23 protein-coding genes are annotated in these 22,375 nt (G+C 72.6%); 11 read left to right on the plus strand and 12 right to left on the minus strand.

Annotated features, from left to right (window positions below):
* The 3 genes from mctP to ACFV4N_RS06160 all read right to left on the minus strand — a co-directional run.
* Nucleotides 1–1,627 (minus strand): monocarboxylate uptake permease MctP (gene mctP, locus ACFV4N_RS06150; protein ID WP_499671412.1); only part of this gene is annotated, 1,627 nt, incomplete at its 3' end.
* Nucleotides 1,628–1,894 (minus strand): DUF3311 domain-containing protein, encoded by a 267-nt coding sequence (locus tag ACFV4N_RS06155; protein ID WP_499671413.1) that lies wholly within the window; start codon nt 1,892–1,894, stop codon nt 1,628–1,630.
* Between the two features lie 120 nt (nt 1,895–2,014).
* Complete coding sequence (locus tag ACFV4N_RS06160) at nt 2,015–2,713, minus strand: GntR family transcriptional regulator (protein ID WP_499671414.1); 699 nt, start codon at nt 2,711–2,713, stop codon at nt 2,015–2,017.
* Nucleotides 2,714–2,808: 95 nt separating this feature from the next.
* Between ACFV4N_RS06160 and ACFV4N_RS06165 the strand changes: the two genes are divergently transcribed.
* The 3 genes from ACFV4N_RS06165 to ACFV4N_RS06175 all read left to right on the plus strand — a co-directional run bounded on the left by ACFV4N_RS06165 (nt 2,809) and on the right by ACFV4N_RS06175 (nt 5,881).
* Entirely contained in the window at nt 2,809–3,582 is a 774-nt protein-coding gene (locus ACFV4N_RS06165; protein ID WP_499671415.1) for a LamB/YcsF family protein, read from the plus strand.
* 204 nt (nt 3,583–3,786) lie between these two features.
* Complete coding sequence (locus ACFV4N_RS06170) at nt 3,787–5,046, plus strand: PA0049 family protein (RefSeq protein ID WP_499671416.1); 1,260 nt, start codon at nt 3,787–3,789, stop codon at nt 5,044–5,046.
* Between the two features lie 4 nt (nt 5,047–5,050).
* Nucleotides 5,051–5,881: a septum formation family protein gene (locus tag ACFV4N_RS06175; protein ID WP_499671417.1), complete on the plus strand. Its 831-nt coding sequence runs from the start codon at nt 5,051–5,053 to the stop codon at nt 5,879–5,881.
* A gap of 89 nt (nt 5,882–5,970) precedes the next feature.
* Here ACFV4N_RS06175 and ACFV4N_RS06180 read toward each other — a convergent pair whose 3' ends face one another.
* From ACFV4N_RS06180 to ACFV4N_RS06190, 3 genes are all read right to left on the minus strand, one after another.
* Nucleotides 5,971–6,423: a hypothetical protein gene (locus ACFV4N_RS06180; RefSeq protein WP_499671418.1), complete on the minus strand. Its 453-nt coding sequence runs from the start codon at nt 6,421–6,423 to the stop codon at nt 5,971–5,973.
* 121 nt (nt 6,424–6,544) lie between these two features.
* On the minus strand, nt 6,545–8,356 hold the full coding sequence (locus tag ACFV4N_RS06185) for a phosphoenolpyruvate carboxykinase (GTP) (RefSeq protein WP_499671419.1): 1,812 nt from the start codon (nt 8,354–8,356) through the stop codon (nt 6,545–6,547).
* A 421-nt stretch (nt 8,357–8,777) separates the two neighbouring features.
* The gene (locus ACFV4N_RS06190; RefSeq protein WP_499671420.1) at nt 8,778–9,248 is read right to left on the minus strand and encodes a GNAT family N-acetyltransferase; all 471 of its coding nucleotides are present in this window, start codon (nt 9,246–9,248) and stop codon (nt 8,778–8,780) included.
* A gap of 168 nt (nt 9,249–9,416) precedes the next feature.
* Here ACFV4N_RS06190 and ACFV4N_RS06195 point away from each other — a divergent pair, with 168 nt between their 5' ends.
* Nucleotides 9,417–9,857 (plus strand): hypothetical protein, encoded by a 441-nt coding sequence (locus ACFV4N_RS06195; RefSeq protein ID WP_499671421.1) that lies wholly within the window; start codon nt 9,417–9,419, stop codon nt 9,855–9,857.
* On the opposite strand, the gene ACFV4N_RS06200 is transcribed toward ACFV4N_RS06195, so the two are convergent.
* From ACFV4N_RS06200 to ACFV4N_RS06215, 4 genes are all read right to left on the minus strand, one after another.
* Complete coding sequence (locus ACFV4N_RS06200) at nt 9,844–10,524, minus strand: hypothetical protein (RefSeq protein WP_499671422.1); 681 nt, start codon at nt 10,522–10,524, stop codon at nt 9,844–9,846. The two genes, ACFV4N_RS06195 and ACFV4N_RS06200, sit on opposite strands and share 14 nt — an antisense overlap.
* Nucleotides 10,525–10,630: 106 nt before the next feature.
* A complete protein-coding gene (locus ACFV4N_RS06205) occupies nt 10,631–12,448 on the minus strand; it encodes a dynamin family protein (protein WP_499671423.1) in 1,818 nt (605 codons plus the stop codon).
* Complete coding sequence (grpE, locus tag ACFV4N_RS06210; RefSeq protein WP_499671467.1) at nt 12,445–12,852, minus strand: nucleotide exchange factor GrpE; 408 nt, start codon at nt 12,850–12,852, stop codon at nt 12,445–12,447. The genes ACFV4N_RS06205 and grpE overlap by 4 nt, the downstream gene beginning before the upstream one ends.
* Nucleotides 12,825–14,357: a dynamin family protein gene (locus ACFV4N_RS06215; RefSeq protein ID WP_499671424.1), complete on the minus strand. Its 1,533-nt coding sequence runs from the start codon at nt 14,355–14,357 to the stop codon at nt 12,825–12,827. Before ACFV4N_RS06215 ends, grpE begins: the two co-directional genes overlap by 28 nt.
* A gap of 86 nt (nt 14,358–14,443) precedes the next feature.
* On the opposite strand from ACFV4N_RS06215, the gene ACFV4N_RS06220 reads away from it, so the two are divergent.
* The 3 genes from ACFV4N_RS06220 (at nt 14,444) to ACFV4N_RS06230 (ending at nt 16,947) form a co-directional block, all read left to right on the plus strand.
* The gene (locus ACFV4N_RS06220; RefSeq protein ID WP_499671425.1) at nt 14,444–14,995 is read left to right on the plus strand and encodes a hypothetical protein; all 552 of its coding nucleotides are present in this window, start codon (nt 14,444–14,446) and stop codon (nt 14,993–14,995) included.
* A 122-nt stretch (nt 14,996–15,117) separates the two neighbouring features.
* Nucleotides 15,118–16,281, plus strand: a complete 1,164-nt coding sequence (locus ACFV4N_RS06225) for a sensor histidine kinase (RefSeq protein ID WP_499671468.1) — start codon at nt 15,118–15,120, stop codon at nt 16,279–16,281.
* Between the two features lie 9 nt (nt 16,282–16,290).
* Nucleotides 16,291–16,947, plus strand: coding sequence for a response regulator (locus tag ACFV4N_RS06230; RefSeq protein WP_344034522.1), 657 nt, complete (start codon nt 16,291–16,293; stop codon nt 16,945–16,947).
* Nucleotides 16,948–16,983: 36 nt separating this feature from the next.
* On the opposite strand, the gene ACFV4N_RS06235 is transcribed toward ACFV4N_RS06230, so the two are convergent.
* Nucleotides 16,984–17,895 (minus strand): SDR family oxidoreductase, encoded by a 912-nt coding sequence (locus tag ACFV4N_RS06235; RefSeq protein WP_499671426.1) that lies wholly within the window; start codon nt 17,893–17,895, stop codon nt 16,984–16,986.
* Nucleotides 17,895–18,464: a TetR/AcrR family transcriptional regulator gene (locus ACFV4N_RS06240; RefSeq protein WP_499671427.1), complete on the minus strand. Its 570-nt coding sequence runs from the start codon at nt 18,462–18,464 to the stop codon at nt 17,895–17,897. The genes ACFV4N_RS06235 and ACFV4N_RS06240 overlap by 1 nt, the downstream gene beginning before the upstream one ends.
* Nucleotides 18,465–18,514: 50 nt before the next feature.
* On the opposite strand from ACFV4N_RS06240, the gene ACFV4N_RS06245 reads away from it, so the two are divergent.
* The 4 genes from ACFV4N_RS06245 to ACFV4N_RS06260 all read left to right on the plus strand — a co-directional run bounded on the left by ACFV4N_RS06245 (nt 18,515) and on the right by ACFV4N_RS06260 (nt 22,364).
* Complete coding sequence (locus ACFV4N_RS06245; protein ID WP_499671428.1) at nt 18,515–19,306, plus strand: HAD family hydrolase; 792 nt, start codon at nt 18,515–18,517, stop codon at nt 19,304–19,306.
* Between the two features lie 332 nt (nt 19,307–19,638).
* Nucleotides 19,639–20,559 carry an ATP-binding cassette domain-containing protein gene (locus ACFV4N_RS06250; protein WP_499671429.1) on the plus strand — a complete coding sequence of 307 codons (921 nt, stop codon included), beginning with the start codon at nt 19,639–19,641 and terminating at the stop codon, nt 20,557–20,559.
* Nucleotides 20,560–20,566: 7 nt separating this feature from the next.
* The gene (locus tag ACFV4N_RS06255) at nt 20,567–21,328 is read left to right on the plus strand and encodes a hypothetical protein (protein ID WP_499671430.1); all 762 of its coding nucleotides are present in this window, start codon (nt 20,567–20,569) and stop codon (nt 21,326–21,328) included.
* 133 nt (nt 21,329–21,461) lie between these two features.
* Complete coding sequence (locus ACFV4N_RS06260; protein WP_499671431.1) at nt 21,462–22,364, plus strand: ABC transporter ATP-binding protein; 903 nt, start codon at nt 21,462–21,464, stop codon at nt 22,362–22,364.
* Nucleotides 22,365–22,375 lie beyond the last annotated feature (11 nt).

Consider the following 22,375-nt stretch of genomic DNA (forward strand, 5'->3'; position numbering starts at 1 on the left):
CGGCCACGGGCTTCACCCGGTCGCTGTCCTCGTCCACGTGGTAGTCGTCGGCCTGGGTCTCGTCCGTGCCGTTGAACGCGCGGACCTTCTTCGCGATCAGCGTGACCACCACGGCGACCAGCAGGTTCGCGACGACCGCCACCGCGCCGACGTAGATCTGGACCGTCGAGCCGGCGAACGGGTGCCAGCCGAACAGCGACAGGTTGCCCAGCGGCAGCGCCGAGCCGGCGAAGTGCGCCTTGCCGATCGCGGGGTTGCCGATGGTGTAGAGCAGCCACATGCCGTAGCCCATGCCGGCGGCCCAGCCCGCGATGAGGCCCCACAGGTGGAACCACCGCGTGTAGAGCGCGATCGCCACGGCGGGCAGCGTCTGGAGGATCATCACGCCGCCGATGAGCTGGAGGTCGATGGAGAACTGCGGGTCGACGAACACGATGAACGCGACCGCGCCGAACTTCACCACCAGCGACGCCAGCTTGGCCTGCTTGGCCTCCTGCGCGGGCGACGCGTCCTTCTTCAGGTACTCCTTGTAGATGTTGCGCGTCCACAGGTTCGCCGCCGCGATGGACATGATCGCGGCGGGCACCAGCGCGCCGATGGCGATCGCCGCGAACGCGATGCCGGCGAACCAGTCCGGGAACTCCATGTCGAACAGCACCGGCACGATCGTGTTGGTGTCGGCGCGGCCGGTGGCCTGGTTGGTGATGGGCTTGACGCCGGCGCTGATCGCGACGAAGCCGAGCAGCGCGAGCAGGCCGAGGAGCAGCGAGTACGCGGGCAGCGCGACCATGTTCCGCTTGATCACGTTGCGCCCGCGCGACGCGAGGATGCCGGTCAGCGAGTGCGGGTACAGGAACAGCGCCAGCGCCGACCCCAGCGCGAGGGTCGCGTACTGGAGCTGGTTGTTGCCGTTGAGCAGCACGCCGTCGCTCGCGGCCTGGGACGCGTCGAACTTGGCCTGCGCGGCGTCCGCGATCGCGCCCCACCCGCCGAACTTGGTCGGCAGGTAGATCACCGCGACCAGGATGACGATGTAGATGAGCGTGTCCTTGACGAACGCGATCAGCGCGGGCGCCCGGAGCCCCGACTGGTAGGTGTAGAGCGCGAGGATCACGAACGCGATGAACAGCGGCAGGTGGCCGAGGATGCCGGAGCCGTTGAGGCCCATCGTGCGCAGCACGGCCTCCAGGCCGACGAGCTGGAGCGCGATGTACGGCATGGTCGCGACGATGCCGGTGATCGCGATGAGCAGCGCCAGCCAGTGCGAGCCGTAGCGGCCCCGGACGAAGTCGGCCGGGGTCACGTAGCCGTGCACGCGGGACACGGACCACATGCGCACCAGGGGCAGGAACACGATCGGGTACAACACGACCGTGTAAGGCAGGGCGTAGAAGCCCAGGGCCCCGGAGCCGAAGACCAGGGCGGGCACGGCCACGAACGTGTAGGCGGTGTAGAGGTCGCCGCCGACCAGGAACCAGGTGATCCAGGAGCCGAACTTGCGGCCGCCGAGGCCCCACTCGTCGAGGTGGTCCAGCGTGTCGCCGGCCTTCCACCGCGCCGCCACGAAGCCGAGCACGGTGACGAGCAGGAACAGGGCGGTGAAGACCACCAACTCGGTCCACTGCATCTACTTCGCCCCCTCGTCCAGGTCGTCCACGCCGAGCAGGTCCGGCTTGCCCTGGACCACCGGTTCGTCCTTCGTCTTCACGTACACCAGGCCGACGCACAGGACACCGACCGGGACCCAGGCGAACTGGTACCAGTAGAAGAACGGCAGCCCGAACAGCCTCGGCTCGTCCGAGTTGAACCACGGGGTGACGAGCATGAGCAGCGGGACGAGCAGGAGCAGGTTCCAGTTGCTCCAGCGGAGACTGGATTTTCGAGCGGTCGGCATGTGCGCCCTCCGAACGGCCCTGGTAACACGGTGACGCGCGATGCTAGGCCTGAAGGGGGATCGCAGTCACCATGTCGTGTGGGTTACCTACGGATGACGTAGCTGGATCGTGACCATCTGTCAGGCGTCGCGCAATCCGGTCGCCAGGTGCTCCTCGGCGCGGTCGAGGTAGCGGAGCATCGCCTGCTCGGCCTCCTCGACGCGGCCGGCGTCGAGGTGGGCGATCATCTCCTCGTTGAGGGTCAGGTAGTCCTCGTAGAACATGCGCGAGTCGCCCATGACCACGAACGCGAGGCGCAGCTCGGCGAGCAGGCGGCGCATCTCCTCGTCGAGGCGGGAGCTGCCGGCCAGGGCGGTGACGGCCTGGTGGAACCTGACGTTCGCGGTGCCGACGCCGGGCCAGTCGTCGCGCTCGCGCTGCCCGACGCCGAGGGCGACGGCGTCGCGGACGGCCTGCCGGGCGGCTTCGGGCGCGCGGTCCCAGCAGCGGATGGCGCCGCACTCGATGACGCGGCGGGCGGCGTAGAGGTCCCGGATGTCGGCCACCTCGGGGACGCGCACGAACACGCCCTTGCTGTACTCGTGCACGAGCAGGCGTTCGTGGGTGAGCAGGCGGAACGCCTCGCGCAGCGTGTTGCGGGAGACCCGGAGGGCCTCGCCGAGCGCCTTCTCGTTGAGCTGCCTGCCGGGTTTGATGTCGCCGGCGAGGACGCTGTCGCGCAGCTTGTCCGCGACCCGGTCGGCGGTGGTGGACCGGTCGAGGTCGGCCCGCTCCCTGGCCAGGGTGCTGAGCCAGTCGTCGGACTCGACGCTCGTCATGGCCGCCAAGTCTAGTCGTTGAACAACTCCACCGGAGCATTGCAGGATTGTTGAACGATCTGCACACTGAACGATACTACGAGAGGAGGGTCACCGTGGACCTCAACGCGGACCTGGGAGAGGGTTTCGGCCGTTGGTCGCTGGGCGACGACCGGGCCCTCCTCGACATCGTGACCAGCGCGAACGTGGCGTGCGGCTTCCACGCGGGCGACCCGGAGACCATGCGGCGGACCTGCGGGCTGGCGGCGGCGCGCGGGGTGGCCGTCGGCGCGCACGTGGGCTACCGCGACCTCAACGGCTTCGGCAGGCGGTTCGTCGACGTGGACGCCGCCACGCTCACCGCCGAGGTGCTCTACCAGCTGGGCGGCCTGGACGCGTGCGCCCGCGCCGCCGGCACCCGGGTGGCCTACGTCAAGCCGCACGGCGCCCTCTACAACGCGCTGGTGGAGCACGAGGCGCAGGCCGACGCGGTGGTGGACGCGGTGCGGGCGTACGACCCGGCGCTGCCGGTGCTCGGCATGCCCGGCGCGGTGTGGCTGAAGCGGGCCGAGGTGGCGGGGCTGCCGGTGCGCCACGAGGCGTTCGCCGACCGGGCGTACTCGCCGCGCGGCGCGCTGCTGGACCGGCGGCTGCCCGGCGCGGTGCTGCACGACCCGCACGAGGTCGCGGCGCGGTGCGTCGCGCTCGCCGTGGACGGGCAGGTGCGCGCGGTGGACGGCCGGCTGCTGCGGATCCGGGCCGACTCGATCTGCGTGCACGGCGACACGCCGGGCGCGGTGGGCATCGCGCGGGCCGTGCGGGAGGCGCTGACCGGGGCCGGGGTGGTGTTGCGGCCGTTCGCGGGCGGGCTGGAGCCGGCGGTCGCCTGAGGCCGGCGAGCGGCCCGGCCGGCGAACGCCCCGATCCGGTGGCCGCCCGCCACGGCGAACACTCCACCCGGCGAGCAGCCCACCCGGCGAGCAGCCCGCCCCGGTGGACGCCCGATCCCCGGACGACCGAATTCCCCCGGTGCCCGAATTTCCGGAGCCGATCGGGGGTTCCTCGGCGCGGGGTGAGTCGGGAGCATCGCGAGCGTGATCAGAAAACTCCGCACAGTGATCCCGCTGGCCGTGGGCCTGTCCGTGTTCTCGGCGGTCCTCTCGCCCACCGCCCACGCGCAGCCGGCGCCGTGCTTCGACGCGAACGCGCCCACCACCGTGGAGGAGCAGCGCCTGGCGGACCGCCTCACGCCCACCGGCCCCGAGGTCGGCCCCGAGCTGGTCCGGCTCGGCGGCTTCGACGACGACGTCGCCCTCTTCACCACGCGGCTCTGCGCCGCCACCAGCCGCACCGCCGCGCAGCAGCTCGCCGGCGGCGCGGGCACGAGCCTGTGGCGGGCGGCCGTGCAGCGGGCCCGGTCGCCGCAGACCTGGGACGCCTACGACGACCGGCCCCTGTACTGGGCGCGCCTCCAGGCGACCAAGGCGCTCCGGCAGTGGCAGCCGCCCTTCGCGCTCACCCCCGCCGAGCGCGCGGACCTGGTCGACCGGTTCGACCGGGCCTCGCGCGGCGTCACCGACGCCCGGTTCGGCGCCGGGGTCAGGCGGATCGCGGTGACCGGGTTCGACCCGTTCCAGCTGACCGGCACGTCCGTGCGGCGCAGCAACCCGGCCGGCGCGGCGGCGCTCCAGCTCGACGGGCGGGTCGTGGACACGCCGACCGGTCGCGTGGTGTTCCAGGCCGCGGTGCTGCCGGTGCTCTGGGGCGCGTTCGACCGGGGTGTGGTGGAGCGGTTCTTCGGCACGGCGGCGGATCAGGCGCCGCACGCGTTCGTGACGGTCAGCCAGGGCCGGCCCGGCCGGTTCGACGTCGAGCGGTGGGCCGGCCGCTGGCGCGGCGGGTTCTGGGACAACAACGACGTCGGCGCGTTCGGCCCGGTGCCGGACGCGGCCGGCTGGCCGCAGCCCGCGCACGAGTTCATCGAGACGACCCTGCCGGTCGACCGGCTGGTCAACGCGGGCACCGCGCCGTTCCCGGTGCTGTTCAACCGGTCCTTCTGCGAGTGGGTGCCCGGGTTCCCGCCCGGCGAGGGCCCGGTGGACTGCCGCGAGGACGAGCCGACGCCGGGCGCGGCGGCGGCGTCGGGCAGCGGCGGCGACTACCTGTCCAACGAGTCGATGTACCGGGCGAACCGGCTGCGCGTCGGGCTGGGCGCGACCGGCGTCGCGGGCGGGCACCTGCACACGCCCGAGCTGCGCCAGCCGGTCGACCCGGCCGCGCTCACCGACGCGGCGTTCGAGCAGGAGCGCAGGGCCATCGCCGATCAGGTGGTCGCACTGGTGTCAGTAACCTGACCGGGTGAGAGGACGGCGGGCGGCGGTCGCGGCGGTGGCCGCGCTGTCGCTCGTCGCCTGCACCGCCCACGTGCCCGGCACGCCGGACGCCGAGGTCGTCCGGCCCTCGCTCACCCCGTCGCCGCAGGAGTTGCCGCAGGTGGGCGGGTGCACCGACACCGGCGTCGAGGTGCTCGACTGCGCCTCGCCCCACGAGGCCGAGGTGACCTCGGTGGGGCGGCTGCCGGACCTCGGGGCGGCCTACCCGGAGGAACGCGACCTGCGCCGCGCCGCCGTGCCCCCGTGCCGGACCGCGCTGGCCGAGCACGTCGGCAGCGCCGACCACGACGCCACCCGGCTCCGGGCGCGGGCGTTCTGGCCGAGCCTCGACGGGTGGGCCCGCGGCGACCGGTGGCTCGTGTGCGCGGTGGTCGAGGTCGCGCCGGACGGCACGCGGGTGCGGCGCACCGGCAGCCTCAAGGGCGTCCTGGCGGCGGCGGGCTTCGGCACCCTCCAGCTGTGCGCGACCGGCTCGCCGGGCGTGGACGAGGACGCCGGGCTCACCGGCTGCGACCAGCCGCACCGCGCCGAGGCCGTGCCCGGCGTGCTCGACATCGGCGAACCCCAGGACCCCGCGCCGTCACTCGAACAGGTCAGGCAGCAGGCGGCCGACCACTGCGCGCGAGCGGTCACCTCCTACGTGGGCGCGCCGCGCGAGGACGTGTTCGCGTCGTGGCGCTCGTTCGGCAGCCTCGCGTGGTCCGAGGGCTACACGTCGGTGATCTGCTTCGCCGAGGCGACCCGCCCGTTCACCGGCCGCCTGTGGGGCCTGGGGCGCAACCCGCTGCCGCCCTGACCGGTTGTCCACAGGCCGCGGCGCGCGTCGGCGGAGTTGTGCACACCACCCACAGGCTGTGCACAGTTCTGTCCACAACCTGTGGACAACTACCGCCGGTGGACCGCGCAGACGACCAGCAGCACGCCCGCGAAGACCGGCGCCCCGCCGTCGAACACGGGTCTGAGCACCGGCAAGAGGGTGACGAACCCGAGTTCGTACACCACCGAACAGGTGATTGCGGCGATCCCCGCCGCCAGGGGCGCGGCTGGGGACAGCTTCCCCCGGCACACCAGACCCACCAGCAGGCCCGCGAGCCCCAACGCCACCAGGCCGCGCGCCCGGACCTCGTTGAACTGGTCGATCCCATAGCCCCACGCGAACGCCGCGACCACCGCCGCCACCGCGCCGAGCAGCGCCCCGGAGAGGTGCCACCACGCCGTTACCCGCTTCTCGCCCGTTTCAACCGGGTAATGGCGAACGATGCCCGGATCGGGTCCGACACGCGCCTCTCGTGGCAGGTCGTAGTGCAGTCCGCCGAGGAAGTCGTCCCGCTGCGTCACCCTTCCTTGGTACGCCCGAGCGGGTCGGAACTCACCCGCGGCAATGAAAAAGAGACCCGGTGGGCGTCGTTGGCCACCGGGTCCCTTCACCGCGGGAGCACCCACCGCGGGGGTTCGGGGATCAGCCGAGCCGGAGCTTCAGCGCCTCCAGCTCGTCGCGCAGCGAGGTCGGCACCTTCTCGCCGATCTTGGCGAACCACTCCTCGATCATCGGGATCTCGGCCCGCCACTCGTCGGCGTCGAACGCCAGCGCCGCCTCGATGTCCTCGCGCGACGCGTCCAGGCCGTCCAGGTCGAGCGCGTCGGCGGTCGGCACGTGGCCGACGGGGGTCTCGACGGCGGCGGCCTTGCCCTCGATGCGCTCGACGGCCCACTTCAGCACGCGCGAGTTCTCGCCGAAGCCCGGCCACAGGAACCGCTTGTCCTCGCCGCGGCGGAACCAGTTGACGTAGAAGATCCTGGGCAGCTTGTCCGCGTCGGCCGACTTGCCGGTGTCGATCCAGTGCTGGAAGTAGTCGCCCGCGTGGTAGCCGATGAACGGCAGCATCGCCATCGGGTCGCGGCGCACCACGCCGACCTTGCCGGTGGCCGCCGCGGTCGTCTCGCTGGACAGGGTGGCACCCATGAACACGCCGTGCTGCCAGTCGCGCGACTCGGTGACCAGCGGGATCGTGGTGGCGCGCCGGCCGCCGAAGAAGATCGCCGAGATCGGCACGCCCTTCGGGTCCTCCCACTCGGGCGCCTTGATGTCGCACTGGGCGATCGGCGTGCAGTAGCGCGAGTTCGGGTGCGAGGACAGCTCGTCGCCGCCGGGCGTCCAGTCCTGCTTCTTCCACGAGGTCAGGTGCGCGGGCGGCTCGCCCATGCCCTCCCACCACACGTCGCCGTCGTCGGTCAGCGCGACGTTGGTGAACAGCGAGTTCCCCTTCTCGATGGTGCGCATCGCGTTGGGGTTGGTGTGGTAGTCGGTGCCGGGCGCGACGCCGAAGAAGCCGTTCTCCGGGTTCACCGCGTACAGCCGGCCGTCCTCGCCGAACCGCATCCAGGCGATGTCGTCGCCCAGGGTCTCGACCTTCCAGCCCGGGATGGTCGGCTCCAGCATGGCGAGGTTGGTCTTGCCGCAGGCGCTGGGGAACGCGGCCGCGATGTAGTAGGTCTTCCGCTCCGGCGAGGTGAGCTTGAGGATCAGCATGTGCTCGGCCAGCCAGCCCTCGTCGCGCGCCATCACCGAGGCGATGCGCAGCGAGTAGCACTTCTTGCCCAGCAGCGCGTTGCCGCCGTAACCCGAGCCGTAGGACCAGATCATCCGCTCTTCGGGGAACTGGGTGATGTACTTGGTCTCGTTGCACGGCCACGGCACGTCGTCCTGGCCCGGCTCCAGCGGCGCGCCGATCGAGTGCAGCGCCTTCACGAAGTCGGCGTCACCGCCAAAGCGGTTGAGGGCCTTCGTGCCCATGCGGGTCATGATGTGCATGGAGACGACGACGTACTCGGAGTCGGTGATCTCCACGCCCAGCATCGGCTTCTCCGCGTCCAGCGGGCCCATGCAGAACGGGATCACGTACATCGTGCGACCGCGCATCGAACCGCGGTACAGCTCGGTCATGATCCCCTTCATCTCGGCGGGATCCATCCAGTTGTTCGTCGGGCCCGCGTCCTGCGGGTCGACCGAGCAGATGAACGTGCGCTCCTCGACGCGCGCCACGTCGGTGGGATCGCTGGCCGCCCAGAACGAGTTGGGTTTCTTCTTCAGCGGGACGAACGTGCCCGCGTCCACGAGCTTGGCAGTGAGGCGGTCCCACTCCTCCTGGGAGCCGTCCGCCCAGACGACCTGGTCGGGACAGGTGAGGTCGGCGACCTCCCGCACCCAGGACAGCAGGCGCGCGTGGTCGGTGGGTGCCTGGTCGAGACCGGGGATAATCACTGCCGTCATCTCGTCTCGTCTCCTAGCTGAGCGCCAGCCCACGGTGGACGTCGATGTCCGGTGGGACGTCTCCGGGAATGGCTCCGCCCGCCCGGTGGAGGGCGTGCCGTTTAAGGGGATAGACGGAGGTTAGCCGGGTTAATCACCGGTAACGCACATCTGACCTGTCGGCTGCCTCACAAAACCGATTCTGGAATCGATTCAGCACCCGATCACCTTAAAACCTCGTGTGACCTGGGCTTTAGTTGGTGGAATGCAAGGGCGCGGAGGTGCGTCGATCACCACACGACGACGTGACCACCACGTTACGCCCTGGGACCGCTCCCAGTTCAGGTACAGGAATTTTCCCGACCCCGACTTGACGAAATGACCGAATTTCTCGACCGTTCCAGAAATTCACGTGGAACGGTCCAGCGGCGGCGCGGACGGATCAGCGGTCCAGCACCTTGTAGTACCGGACCTGCGGGAACGCGGTGAAGCCGGCCTTCTCGTAGGTGCGGCGGGCGGGCGCGTGGCCGGGGTCGCCACCGGTGCCGACGACCACGAGGGTGACGCCGGTCTCGCGCAGCCGTTCGACGGCGTAGTCGGTGAGGGCGCCGCCGATGCCCTGCCGCTGGTGCCCGGGGTCGACCGCCAGCATGTGGATCTCGCCGTCCCCGGGCCGCACCGCGACGAAACCCACGGCGCGGTGCCCCCGGTCGGCCACCCACACGCTCGTCGCGGGGTCCCGGCAGACGTCCTCGACGGCCTCGGCCTGGGTGGTCCGCCAGTCCGGGAACAGCGCCGCGTAGACCGGCCCGCCCAGGGCGGCGCGGAACGACTCGAACACCGGCTCCCAGGCGCGGAGCGAGAACTCGACCACGGTGGCGACGTCGTCGGCCGTCAGCGGGCGGATGACCATGCGGACATCATCGCGGCCGGGCGGTCGCCCCCGCACGTCGATTCCCGACTCCCGGGCCGGGCCGAACCGGGTTCGACCGGATCGGGTTCGACCGGATCGGGTTCGACCGGATCGGGTTCGACCGGATCGGGTTCGACAGCCCTGCTCGGCGCGCGCGACGATGCGGGCATGACCGCACCGGCGCCAGGACGGCCTCCCCGCTCGCGCGCAGGGGGGTGGCCCCACCCCTTCCGCGAGCAGCCCTGGGACCGCATCGCCGCCTGGTTCCACGAGGTGGCCGCGCAGAACCGGCACTACCGCCACATGGCCGACATCGTCGACAGCGTCCGGGCGTGCGGCGGTGAGGAGCGCCTCGCCGGCCTCACCTCGATGCACGACCTCGTGGTGACGCCCCGCCCGGTGCGGGCGGCCCCGCCCGTCGAGGTCGTCGTCGTCCGCGCGCCCTCGTCCGGGCTCGTCGGCGAGGGCGGGGTGCTCATCGCGCACTGGTCCACCACCGGGCGCGACGACGAGATCCACCGGCCCGCCGACGAGGCCGTGCCGCTGTTCTGGCGCTTCGTGATCGAGAAGTTCGGGGTGGAACCGGTGCGACCGCTCAGTTCGGGCTGATCCACTGCCCGGTCACGGAGTCGATGCGCACCACGCCCGACACCGTCACCTTGCCGTCGCCGCCCCACGCACCGTCGCTGTCGGGCGAGTACTTGCCGTCCTCGCCGATGCGGCCGTGCTCGACCTCGGTCCACTCGTCCTCGCCGGTGTGCCGCGAGACCGTGACCTCGCCGTCGCCGGTGATCTCGGTGGCCAGGTCCGCCCGGCCGTCACCGTCGGAGTCGGTGAACAGCCAGGTGTCGCCCTCCTCGTCGGTGACGACGGCGGTGTCCGCGCGGCCGTCGCCGTCGGTGTCCTCGGTGGCCGGGCCGACCTCCTGGTCGGGGCCGTCTTCCACGTCCACCACGATCGACCGGCCGGCGTTGGTGTTGGTCCGCTGGTCGCGCCCGTCGTCGTCGGGGTCCACGGCCACCCAGTCGCCGGAGTCCTCGTCGAACTCGGCCTGCCCGGTGACCTCGCCCTCGGCGTCGAAGCTGGTCATCAGGTCCGCGTCGCCGTCGCCGTCGGTGTCGCTGAACGCCAGGTGACCGCCGTCGTCGGTCTCGACCACGGCGCTCTCCTCGACCCCGTCCTGGTCCAGGTCGTAATTCGCCTCGGCGGTGTACTCCTCGTCGCCGACCGTGACCTTCAGCTCGCCGTCGGTCGTGCCCGTCTCGTCGATGTACACCGTACCCCACCCTCCCGCGTTCGTGTGCCGGATATGACTCACGTTATGCCGGTTCGGTTCCACCCGGAAGCTCCCCGGCGCGAGCCGGGCGCACCGGGCGGCGCGGTCAGACGCGGTCGCGGACCGCCCTGATCCGCGCCAGCAACTCGTCGACCTTCACCCGTCCGGCGGTCAGCTCCGCGAGCCGCTTCGTCACCGCCTGCAACGCCCGCGTCCGCTCGCCCGCGCTCATCCGCAACGCCTTGTCCACCTCGCGCAGCTCCGCCTCGATCGCGTCGACCCGCCTGCCCAGCGCGTCGTCCAGCGCCAGCGAGAGCTGCTGCTCCGCCTCGATCAGCTGCTCGGCCACGAGCTGGTCCAAGGTGGACCGCGCGTCGGCGATGGCGTCGGACAGCCACTGCTTGAGGTGCTGCTTGTCGGCCGAGTGCTTGCGCGTGCGCGCCATCCACCAGCCCGCGCCCAGGCCCAGCGCGATCGTCACCGGCAGCACGACCGGGTTCAGCGCCGCCACGCCCAGCCCGGCCAGCGGCATCGCCGCGAGCCTGCCCGCGCCCAGCCCGCCGGACACGCCCATGAACACCAGCAGCTTGTCCTCGGCGGTCGGCACGCGCTTCTCCGGCGGGCGCAGCACCACCGGCGGCGTGGCACCGCGCGCGAACTGGCCCCGGATCACGGCCAGCTCGTCGGGCGAGAACAGGTCCGCCAGCGCCGCGTCCGCCACCCGCGCCAGCCGCGCGCCCAGGCCCGCGCTGATCCGCCCGGACACGAGCTGGAGCGCCGCGTCCACCTGCTGCGGCAGCGCGGTGAGCTGCTCGCGCGACGCCGAGTCGATCGCCGTGCGGAACCACGTCTGCACGTCCCGGACCTGCCGGCTCACCTCGTGCGCGCCCTCGACGCGGGCCCGCTGCACCTCGCCGCGCAGCCGCACCTGCCAGCTCCGCGTGGACGAGCGGCGCTGCGAGTTCAGCTCGTCGCGCCGGGCCCGCAGCGACTCGGCCTCCTCCTCGCCGGACGACAGGGCCCGCTTGTCGGCCTCGGTGCGGGCGACCAGCTCGTCCAGCACGGTGGCCAGCGCGCGCAACCCGTTGGCCTCGCCGAGCATCGCCGCCCGCCCGACCACCAGCTCCTGGAGCGCCTCCTGCAGCGCGCCGACGCCCGAGCGCTCCCGCAGCATCGCCGCCGCGTCCGGGTTCGGCGCGGTCGCGGCCAGCTCGAACAGGCGCGACGACACCGGGTGGAACTTCGCGTCGCGGAACCTCGGCGCGTGCTCGGCCAGCAGCGCCCGGTCCGCCTCCAGCACCTGCTGCCAGCCCCGGTACTGGTCGACCTTGGCCAGCGCGAACACCACGGTCTCCACCCGCTGCCCGAGCGCGCGCAGGAAGTCCAGCTCACCCCGCGTGAACGGGGCCGAGGCGTCGACCACGAACAGCAGCGCGGTCGCGTCCGCGGCGGCCTCGGCGGCGAGTTCGCCGTGCGCGGCGTCCAGGCCGCCGACACCGGGGGTGTCGACCACCGACAGCCGCTCCAGCAGCGGGATCGGGGCGTCCACCTCGACGTACCGGGGCGGCAGCATCCCCTCGGGCAGGTCGTGCGCGGCGGACACCCAGCGCGGCAGCTCCTCCCGGTCGAACGGCACCGGCGACATCGACCCGGCGTAGCAGGCCCGCGCCGACCACTCCGCGCCGTGCCGGAACACCAGGTACGCGGCGGTCGCCACCTCCGCGTCCACCGGGGACAGGCCCGGTGTCGCCAGCAGGGCGTTGACCAGGGAGCTCTTCCCGCGGTTGGTCTCGCCGACGACGACCACCGACGCGGGCCCGCCGCGGCGGGTCTCCACGAACGACGCGGCGGCGGGGTCCAGCGAGCGGACCAGGCCGGTCAGCTTCTCCCTGGTCTGCCGGACGGTCTGCGGCAGGCCCGTCATCGGGCCGTGTAGACGGTGACGACCGGGGCGCGCAGCGTGCGGCCGCGGTCGACGAAGCCGACCACCTCGGTCTCGGCGACCACGCCGTCCAGCGCCACGTCGTCCGTGGGCACGGTGCCGCCCGCCTCGTGCCGGGCCGGGTCGAAGCGCTCGCCGTCCGGGCGCAGCGCCGTCACGCCGATCCCGGCCAGGCCCTCCTCGATCCGCTCGACGATGCCGGAGCTGCGGGCCCGGTCCAGCGCGTACAGGCAGAGCTGCACCAACGCGCGCCGCTCGGCCAACGCCTGGTCCAGCAGCTCATCGGCGATGGTGCTGTTCACACCGGCATCGGACGCCGCCGCGCCCGGTTCCGTTCCGCCACCCGGTTCCAATCCCGTCACCGCCGCCCCCGCAGTTGTTGCCAGATCAGGAAGTACGCCCGGTGCACCACGTGCGCCACCCGGCTCTGCGCGGGCGTGGCGCCGAACGACGCGAAGGACCGCCACCAGCCCGCCCGCTCCAGCGCGTGGGCGATCAGCTCGTGCGGCGGCCTGCCGGGCAGGCCGAGCTGCTCGGACACGTCCCGCGAGCTGCCGAACCTCAGCACCTCCTCCAGCAGGTCGTCGGGCATCGCCACGGCGCCGGAGGAGACCAGCGTCAACGCCTCCAGCAGCCGGAGCTGGTGCGCCTCGGGCTTGGCCAGCAGCACCTCGATGGCGTTGTGCACGCGCTGCCGCTCGTTGGGGTCGCCGGACGCGGCGGCCAGCGCGGTCACCGACGCCAGCGCGGCGGCGGCCTTGATGCCGTCGGCGCGCGCCCGGAACACCGCGTTGAGCTTGGCGCGCACCCCGTCCAGGCCGGAGGCGTCGAGCAGCTTGCGCCGCAGCGCGCCCGCCGTGATGCCCGGCTCCGCGTCCAGGGCCTCCAGGGCCCTGCGGACGCCGTAGAGGTCCAGCTTCTCCAGCAGGCGGGCGCGCACGCCGGCCGGGACGCCGCACTCCCAGGAGGTGAACAGGTCCGCCGAGATCAGCACGGTCTCGCGGGTCGCCGCGTCCAGCCCGGCCAGCGCGCGCAGCGCGTCCGCGTCCGCCGAGGTGAAGCCGCCGGTCTCGGTGGACTCGGCGACCAGGCCGATCACCGGCAGCACGTCCGCGACCCGCGGCTTGAGGGTGAGCGCCTGGCGCTCGGCGAGCAGCACGGCCGCCCGCCACGTGTCGCCGTCCGAGCCCGACACGGTCTCCGCGGCGATCGTGTCGGCCTTGTTGAGCACGGCGATCGCGTTCACCGGCCCCGCCTCGCGGCCCGCGGTGGCGGCGGTGAACGCGGCCAGCGCCTGCTGGTCGTCGGCCCGCACGCCCTGCGTGACCACGTACAGCACGGCCTCCGCGCCCGCGACCGCGTTGCGCGACACCGGGTCCAGCTCGCCGGTGTCGGCGCCCCGGCCCAGCAGCGCCTCGGTCCGGGCCACCGACGCGGCGTCCAGGGAGCCCAGGCCCGGGGTGTCGATCACGGTGAGGTCCCGCAGCACCGCGTTGGTCAGGTACGCCTCCACGTGGGAGACGCGCTCGACGTCCACGCCCAGGTCGCGCGGGATCGACCCGTCCGGCTCGAACGGCAGCACCTGCTTGCGGCCGTCGGTGAACACCACCTCGACCCGGTCCACGGTGCCGTACTGGAAGCGGGTGACCAGGCGCGTGCACTCGCCCACGTCGGTCGGCGCGACCCGGCGGCCGATGAGCGCGTTGACGAGCGTCGACTTGCCCGACTTGATGCGGCCGGCCACCGCGACCTGCAGCGGGGCGGACAACCGGCGCAGCACCTCGCCGAAGCCGGCCGCCGTCGCCGGCGAGACCTGCGGGCGCAACCCGGCGCACAGGTTCGCCACGGCCGCCGAGAGCGGTCCGGCGAGCGGCTGGGCCTGGGTCGTCACGCCCGAATCGTGCCACGTGCGGGTGACGTCCAGTTTGTGAACGGCGGTTCGGGGGTATTTCCGGCGGTGACGAGGGAGGTCACGTCATGGAACAGGGTTACGCTGCGTTCCTGCTGCTCGGCGTGGTGCTGGTGCTGATCGACGGCCAGCTCATCTACCGCAGCGGCAAGGGCTACATGAACCGCGCGTACGGCGACCCGGAGGCGGCCAGGTCCATGACCCGCCTCGCGACAGTTCTCTTCCACCTGGTGGTCCTGGGCCTGCTGGCGCTGGTGTCGATGATCTCGATCGAGACGGGCGACCCGGTCAAGGACGTGGTGGCGAAGCTGGGGATCGTGCTGCTGGTGCTGGCGCTGGTGCACGCGGTGACGATGGTCATCCTCGGCCGCATCCGCGACCGGCAGATCCAGCAGCAGCTCGCGGACGAGATGGCCGAGGACCACCGCCAGTTCGAGCAGCAGCAGCAGCACCGCGTGCCGGTGCAGAGCCGGATGGAGCCGCTGGCCCACCCGACCACCACGTCGCCCGCGGCCACCGCGCCGACGGCGACCCCGGCGGCGCCGCAGCCCCGGGTGGAGCAGCCCGCGCCGACCGCCGAGCAGCAGGTGGACCCGACGCAGGTCAAGACGATCCGCTAGCCCCACCGGCCCCCGGTCCTCCGGTCGTCCGACCGGAGGACTAGGCCGGGTCAACCCGTGGCGCGACGCGTGACGGGACCCCTCCTGCCTAACCTGGTCGCGTGCGGCGGCTGAGCCTGTGGATGCGAGCGCACCCGGCGTTCGGGGACTCCCTGATCGCCGGGTTGCTGTTCGTCATGGACCTGGGCACGATCGTCGCCGCGTCGGTGTCCGTGTCGCCGGGCACGATGCTCCTCGTCGGCCTGCTGATGGTCGTGCCGGTGGTGTTCCGCCGCAAGCACCCGCTGGGCTCGGCCTACGTGGTCCTGGCCGGCGGCGTGCTCCAGCTCCTCACCCACGGCGACCTCCAGACCGGCGTGCCGGTGCGGGCCTCGGACTTCGCGCTGGCCGTCGCGCTCTACACGGTCGTGGCGTACGCGGGGCGGCGGCAGGGCCTGCTGTACGCGGCCTGGCTGGCCCTCGGCACGTTCGTCTGGGCGTTCTGGCGGCTCGACCTGGGCATCGACACCGTCTTCGTGCTGTTCGTGATCACGGTCGTGTTCGGGTTCAGCTGGGCCCTGGGCGAGTTCGTCGGCGCCCGGCGCGCCTACCACTCCGAGCTGGAGCAGCGGTTGCGGCTGCTGGAGACCGAGCGGGACCAGCAGGCCCGGATCGCGGTCGGCGAGGAGCGGTCGCGGATCGCGCGCGAGCTGCACGACGTGGTGGCGCACGCGGTGAGCGTGATGGTGGTGCAGGCGGACGGCGCGGGGTACGCGATCCGCGCCAACCCCGAGCTGGCCGAGGCGGCGGTGCGGACCATCGCCGACACCGGGCGGCAGGCGCTGACCGAGCTGCGGCGGCTGCTGGGCGTGCTGCGGTCGGAGGACGGGTCCGGCACGCAGTGGGTGCCGCAGCCGGGCGCGGGCGACCTGGGCGAGCTGGCCGAGAACTGCCGGGCGGCCGGGCTGCCGGTGCGCCTGGAGGTCGCGGACGACCTGGGCGCGCTGCCCGCGGGCCTCGGGCTGGGCCTCTACCGGATCGTGCAGGAGGCGCTGACCAACACGCTCAAGCACGCCGGGTCCGGCGCGTCGGCGGTCGTCCGGGTCGCGCGGGAGGGCGAGCGGCTGACCGTCGAGGTGGCCGACGACGGGTTCGGCACGCCCCACGACCTGGTCGCGGTGTCCGGCGGCAACGGCCTGATCGGGATGCGCGAGCGCGCCGGCGTGCTGGGCGGCACGCTGGAGGCGGGCCCCAACCCCGGCGGCGGGTGGCGGGTCCGGGCCGTGCTCCCCCTGACGCCGTCATAGGGTGGTTCGGTGATCCGGGTACTGCTCGTCGACGACCAGGAGCTCATGCGGATGGGCTTCCGGATGGTGCTCGGCGCCCAAGACGACATCGAGGTGGTCGGCGAGGCCGGCGACGGCCTGGACGCCGTGCACCTGGCGGCCTCGCTCCAGCCGGACGTGGTGCTGATGGACGTCCGGATGCCCGTGCTCGACGGGGTGGAGGCGACCAAGCGGATCGCCGAGGCGGGCACCGCGAAGGTCCTCGTGATGACCACGTTCGACCTCGACGAGTACGCGCTGTCGGCGCTGCGCAACGGGGCGTCGGGGTTCCTGCTCAAGGACACGCCGCCGGGCGACCTGCTGTCGGCGCTGCGCGCGGTGGCCAGCGGCGACGCGGTGGTGTCGCCGTCGGTGACCAAGCGGCTGCTGAGCCGGTTCCTCGGCGACGGCGGCGGCGAGCTGCGCGACGCGTCGGTGCTGGAGGTGCTGACCGAGCGCGAGCGCGAGGTGCTGGTGCTGATCGCCAAGGGCCTGTCGAACACCGAGATCGCGCGGAAGCTGTTCCTGTCCGAGGCGACGGTGAAGACGCACGTGGGGCGCATCCTGGCGAAGCTGGAGCTGCGGGACCGGGTGCAGGCCGTGGTGCTGGCGTACGAGACGGGGCTGGTCCGGCCCGGCGACGTGTGAGCCGCCGGGCCGGGTGCGGTGTTCCCGGCGTGCCGCTCAGCGGTACTTCGAGGCGTCCGCGGTCGTCGGGTCGACGCCCGGCTTGAACACCTCCTCGTACCAGCGGCCCCAGTCCGGCTTCGAGCCGTCCACGTCGGTGAAGCCGTACTCGCGCATGAGGGTCCACGACGCGAGCGCCTTGCCGTTGTGGCGGTGCCGGTCGGGGTCGGCCGCGAGCGCGGCGATGCCGCGGCCCACGTAGCGCGGCGACTCCGCCATCGCGTAGTGCGGCTCCTTGGCGATCGCGTCGCGCCAGTTCTCCTCGGTCACGCCGAAGTGCTCCAGCATCTGCTCCGAGCGCAGGAACCCGGGCGTGACGGCGACCGACGTGCAGCCCAGGGGCCCCAGCTCCTTGCCCATCACGGTGCCGAAGCGGCGGATCGCCACCTTCACCGAGTCGTAGGCCAGGGAACCGGAGTAGAACTCGTCGCTGTCGCCGTCGGTGACCTCGACCAGCAGGCCGCCCGGCTCGCGGACCAGCAGCGGCAGCAGGCGGTGCAGGGTGACCAGGTGCGCCTGCACGCTGTTCCGCCACAGCCGCAGCTGCTTGTCCAGGTCCTGCTCCCAGTACACGCCGAACTCGGTGTCCGCCTCGCCGCCCCACACGTCGTCCACCAGGACGTCCAGCCGCCCGTCGCCCTCGGCCTCGACGCGGGCCCGGAACGCGTCCACGTCCTCGGGGACGGTGAAGTCGCAGCGCACCGCGATGCCGCGCCCGCCGGCGGCCGTGACCAGCTCGGCCGTCTCCTCGATCGTCTCGTCCCGGCCGATCGGCGACTTCCGCTCGCGCGTCGACCGGCCGCCGACGAACACCGTCGCGCCCGCCGCGCCCAGCTCGACCGCGATCGCCCGGCCCGCGCCGCGCGTCGCGCCCGTGACCGCCGCGACCTTCCCCCTCAGGTCAGCCATCATCTCCCCTTCCACGCGGCCAGCACCGCGTCCACGTCCTCCACCAGCCGGTCGGCCAGCGCGCCGCGCGGCCGGACCGACCAGTCCATCGACACCCCGTAGAGCAGGGCGGTGAGCACCCGCGCCGCGCGTTCCGGCGACGGCGCGTGCGGCAGGTCGGCCCGGCGGGTCAGCTCCAGCACGGTCCGCCCGGTCGCCTCGTACAGGTCGGCGAGCAGCGCGCGCAGCCCCGGGTCGACCAGGTCCACGCCGAGCTGCGCGAGGTGGTTCTGCGCCTCGTTCGGGTCGGTCATGCCCTCCAGCCACGTCAGCAGCGCGGCGCGCAGGCCCTCGACCGGGTCCGGCACGTCGGCCGCGGCGCGCATGCGTGCCACCTGCGCGGCCGAGGTGTGCCTGGTCAGGGCCTGGAGCAGGCCGTTCTTGGAGCCGAAGCGCTGCGCCACCGTGCCGACCGACACCCCGGCCTCGGCGGCGACCTCGGCGAGCGTGAAGCCCGGTCCGCGGCGGCCGATGACCTGCCCGGTCGCCGCGAGCAGGCGCTCGTCCGTGATCGTCCTGGGTCGGGGCACGGAGTTATTGAATCACGGTTCATTAATGGCTCGCCGGCTAGGGTGCCGACGTGACCTGGAAACCCCGCCTCATCGCCCTGGACATCGACGGCACGATCACCCCCGTGGGGCGCGAGGAGGTGGCCCCCGCGGTCCGCGCGGCGATCCGGAGGGCCGTCGACCACGGCGCCCACGTGGTGCTCTCCACCGGCCGCAGCCTCGTCGGCGCCCGCCCCGTCGCCGAGGACCTGGGCCTGACCGGGACGGCGATCTGCTCCAACGGCGCGGTGTGGTGGGACGCGGCGGCGCGGGCGGTGGTGCGGAAGGTGGCGTTCGACCCGGGGCCGAGCGTGGCGCGGTTGCGGGCGCTGCTGCCGGGCGCGGTGTTCGCGGCCGAGCTGACCGGGGTGGGGAACCTGTCGCTGGGCCGGTTCCCGGACGGCGACCTGTGGGGCGTGGTGCGGGAGGTCCCGTTCGCCGAGCTGGTGGCGGAGCCGACGTCGCGGCTGGTCGTGCGGTGGGTGGGGCGGACGCCGGAGGAGCTGCGGCTGCGGCTGCTGGACGTGGAGCTGCCGGGGGCGACGTGGTCGGTGGACCACACGGAGCCGTGGCTGACCCTGACGCCGCCCGGGGTGACCAAGGGCGCGGCGCTGGAGGAGCTGAGGGCCGAGCTGGGCGTGCCGGCTGCGGACACCCTGGCCATCGGCGACGGCGACAACGACGTGGAGATGCTGCGGTGGGCGGCCCGCGGGGTGGCGATGGGGCAGGCGCCGGTCGCCGTGCGGGAGGCGGCGGACGCGGTGACGACGACCGTGCTGGAGGACGGGGCGGCGGCGGTGCTGGACCGGTACTTCGCGGCCTGACCGGGGTCGCGGGCGGTGGGTTCGGGGGTCCTGGGCGTACGACTCGGTGGTCTTGAACGTACGACTCGCGCGGCTTGGGCGTACGACTCGCGGTGCCTGAGTGGAGGACACGCGATGTCCGGGTGGAGGACACGCGGGTCGTGACCCTGAGGGGGGAGGGACGGGGGACCAGGGGGCGACTCAGGGTGATCACGGATTACTGCGACCGAGGTAGGGAAGACGATAAGACTGAAGTCGCACGCACGAGTCAACTACAGACCGATGTGCCGACCCCCACCGGCGGGGCAGGGTTTGACCGAACACCGGGGGATGTGCGGTCCAGGGGAGAAACCATGATCGAGGCGATCGGCCTCACCAAGCGCTACGGGAAGACCGTGGCCGTGGACGACCTGTCGTTCACCGTCGCACCGGGCCGGGTCACCGGCTTCCTCGGCCCGAACGGCGCGGGCAAGTCCACCACCATGCGCATGATCCTCGGCCTCGACCGGCCGAGCGCGGGCAAGGTGCTCATCGACGGCAAGACCTACACGAGCCTCGACCGCCCGCTGCGGACCGTCGGCGCGCTGCTGGACGCCAAGTGGGTGCACCCGAACCGCTCCGCCAGGGCGCACCTGGAGTGGCTGGCCAAGTCCAACGGGCTGCCGGGCCGCCGCGTGGACGAGGTGCTCGACCTGGTCGGCCTCACCAAGGTCGCCAAGCGCCGGGCCGGTGGCTTCTCGCTGGGCATGTCCCAGCGGCTCGGCATCGCGGGCGCCCTGCTCGGCGACCCGAAGGTGCTGCTGTTCGACGAGCCGGTCAACGGCCTCGACCCCGAGGGCATCCTCTGGATCAGGCAGTTCATGCAGGGCCTGGCCGCCGAGGGGCGGACCGTGCTGGTGTCGAGCCACCTGCTGTCGGAGATGGCGCTCACCGCCCAGGACCTGGTGGTCATCGGGCGCGGGAGGCTGATCTCGCAGACCAGCACCGAGCACTTCATCCAGGAGGCCACCGAGAACAGCGTGCGGGTGCGCAGCCCGCACGCCGACAAGCTGGGCGCCATGCTCGTGGACAAGGGCTTCACCGTCCGCGACGGCGAGGACGGCGCGCTCACCGTGTCGGGTGCCAGCAGTGACCAGATCGGGGACATCGCGGCGGCGGGCGGCGTGGTGCTGCACGAGTTGAGCCCGCAACGCGGTTCGCTGGAGCAGGCCTTCATGCAGCTCACCGGCGATTCCGTCGAGTACCACGCCGAACTCGTCGAGACCGGGAAGTGACCGCGCGATGACTCTGCTCGCCGTTGAACGGATCAAGCTCTTCTCCACCCGCTCGCCGTGGTGGTGCATGCTCCTCGCCCTCGGCCTGACCGCGGGCATCACCGCGATCATTGCGGCCAACTGGAACGACTCGCCGATCCCGGTGATCGCCACGGTCTTCACGCACTCGTTCGGGCTGTACGTGGTCATGGTGATGGCGGCGCTGGCGGTCACCACCGAGTACCGCTTCGGCACGATCAAGGCGACGTTCCAGGCGGTGCCCGACCGGACCTCGCCGATGGTCGCCAAGGCCGTCGTCGTGGTGCTGCTGTCCGCCCTCGTCGGCGAGGCCGCCGCGTTCGGGTCGTGGGGCCTGAGCTGGCTGCTGGCCGACGACACCTCCCAGCTCGCGCTGGACTCGGCCAACGACTGGCGGCACGTCGCGGGCGTCGGCCTGGTGTACGGGGCGGGGGCGCTGCTCGCGCTGGGCGTCGGCGCGCTGGTGCGGCAGACCGCGGGCGCGGTGTCGATCATCCTGGTGTTCGCGCTGGTGCTGGAGAGCGTGGTCGGGTTCATCCCGAACATCGGCGACGACATCCAGAAGTGGATGCCGTTCACCGTGGCCAACAAGTTCATCATGGGCGACCCGGACGTGGGCGCCATGCCGGAGGGCGCGGGCCCGGCGGCCGTCGGCGACCTGAGCCCGTGGGGGTCGCTCGGGTACTTCGCCGCCATCGCGGTGGCGGTGTACGTGATCTCGCTCGTGGTGGTGAAGCGGCGGGACGCGTGAGGGGGACCCGCGCGGTCGCGCTTCGGGGGCCGGCCGCGCGGGGATCGGGGGGTTGGGAAGGGGGAGCTCGGGTCACCTTCGGGGAGGTGGCCCGGGCTCGTTCTCGGCGTTCCGCGATCGGACGGGAGAAGTCATGATCGAAGCGATCGGCCTCACCAAGCGCTACGGGAGGACCGTGGCGGTGGACGACCTGTCGTTCACCGTCGCACCGGGCCGGGTGACCGGCTTCCTCGGCCCGAACGGCGCGGGCAAGTCCACCACCATGCGGATGATCATCGGCCTGGACCGCCCCACCCGGGGCCGCGTCACCGTGAACGGGCGGGACTACCGGACCCTGCGCCACCCGCTGCGGACCGTCGGCGCGCTGCTGGACGCCAAGTGGGTGCACCCGAACCGCTCCGCGCGCTCCCACCTGAGGTGGCTGGCCAGGTCGAACGACCTCCCGGCCGGCCGCGTCGACGAGGTGCTGGACCTGGTCGGCCTCACCGAGGTCGCCGACCGCCGCGCGGGCACCTTCTCGCTGGGCATGTCCCAGCGGCTCGGCATCGCGGGCACGCTGCTCGGCGACCCCGAGGTGCTGCTGTTCGACGAGCCGGTCAACGGCCTCGACCCCGAGGGCATCCTCTGGATCAGGCAGTTCATGCACCGGCTCGCCGACGAGGGCCGGACCGTGTTCGTGTCCAGCCACCTGCTGTCGGAGATGGCCCAGACGGCGCACGACCTGGTGGTGATCGGGCGCGGCAGGCTCATCGCGCAGACCGGCACCGAGCAGTTCATCCAGGAGGCCACCGAGGGCGTGGTCCGCGTCCGCTCGCCCCAGCCCGACCGGCTGCGGGCACTGCTGGAGGGCCAAGGGCGCGTGGAGACCGCGGCCGACGGCGCGCTGGTCGTGCACGGGGTGGAATCGTCGGCCATCGGCGAACTGGCCGCGGCGAACGGCGTGACCCTGCACGAGCTGAGCCCGCAGGTCGGTTCGCTCGAACAGGCGTTCATGCAGTTGACGAAGGAATCAGTGGAATACCACGCCACCCAATAGGCAGAACTGCG

This window comes from Actinosynnema sp. NPDC059797, assembly GCF_042732085.1.
Taxonomy (GTDB): Bacteria; Actinomycetota; Actinomycetes; order Mycobacteriales; family Pseudonocardiaceae; genus Actinosynnema.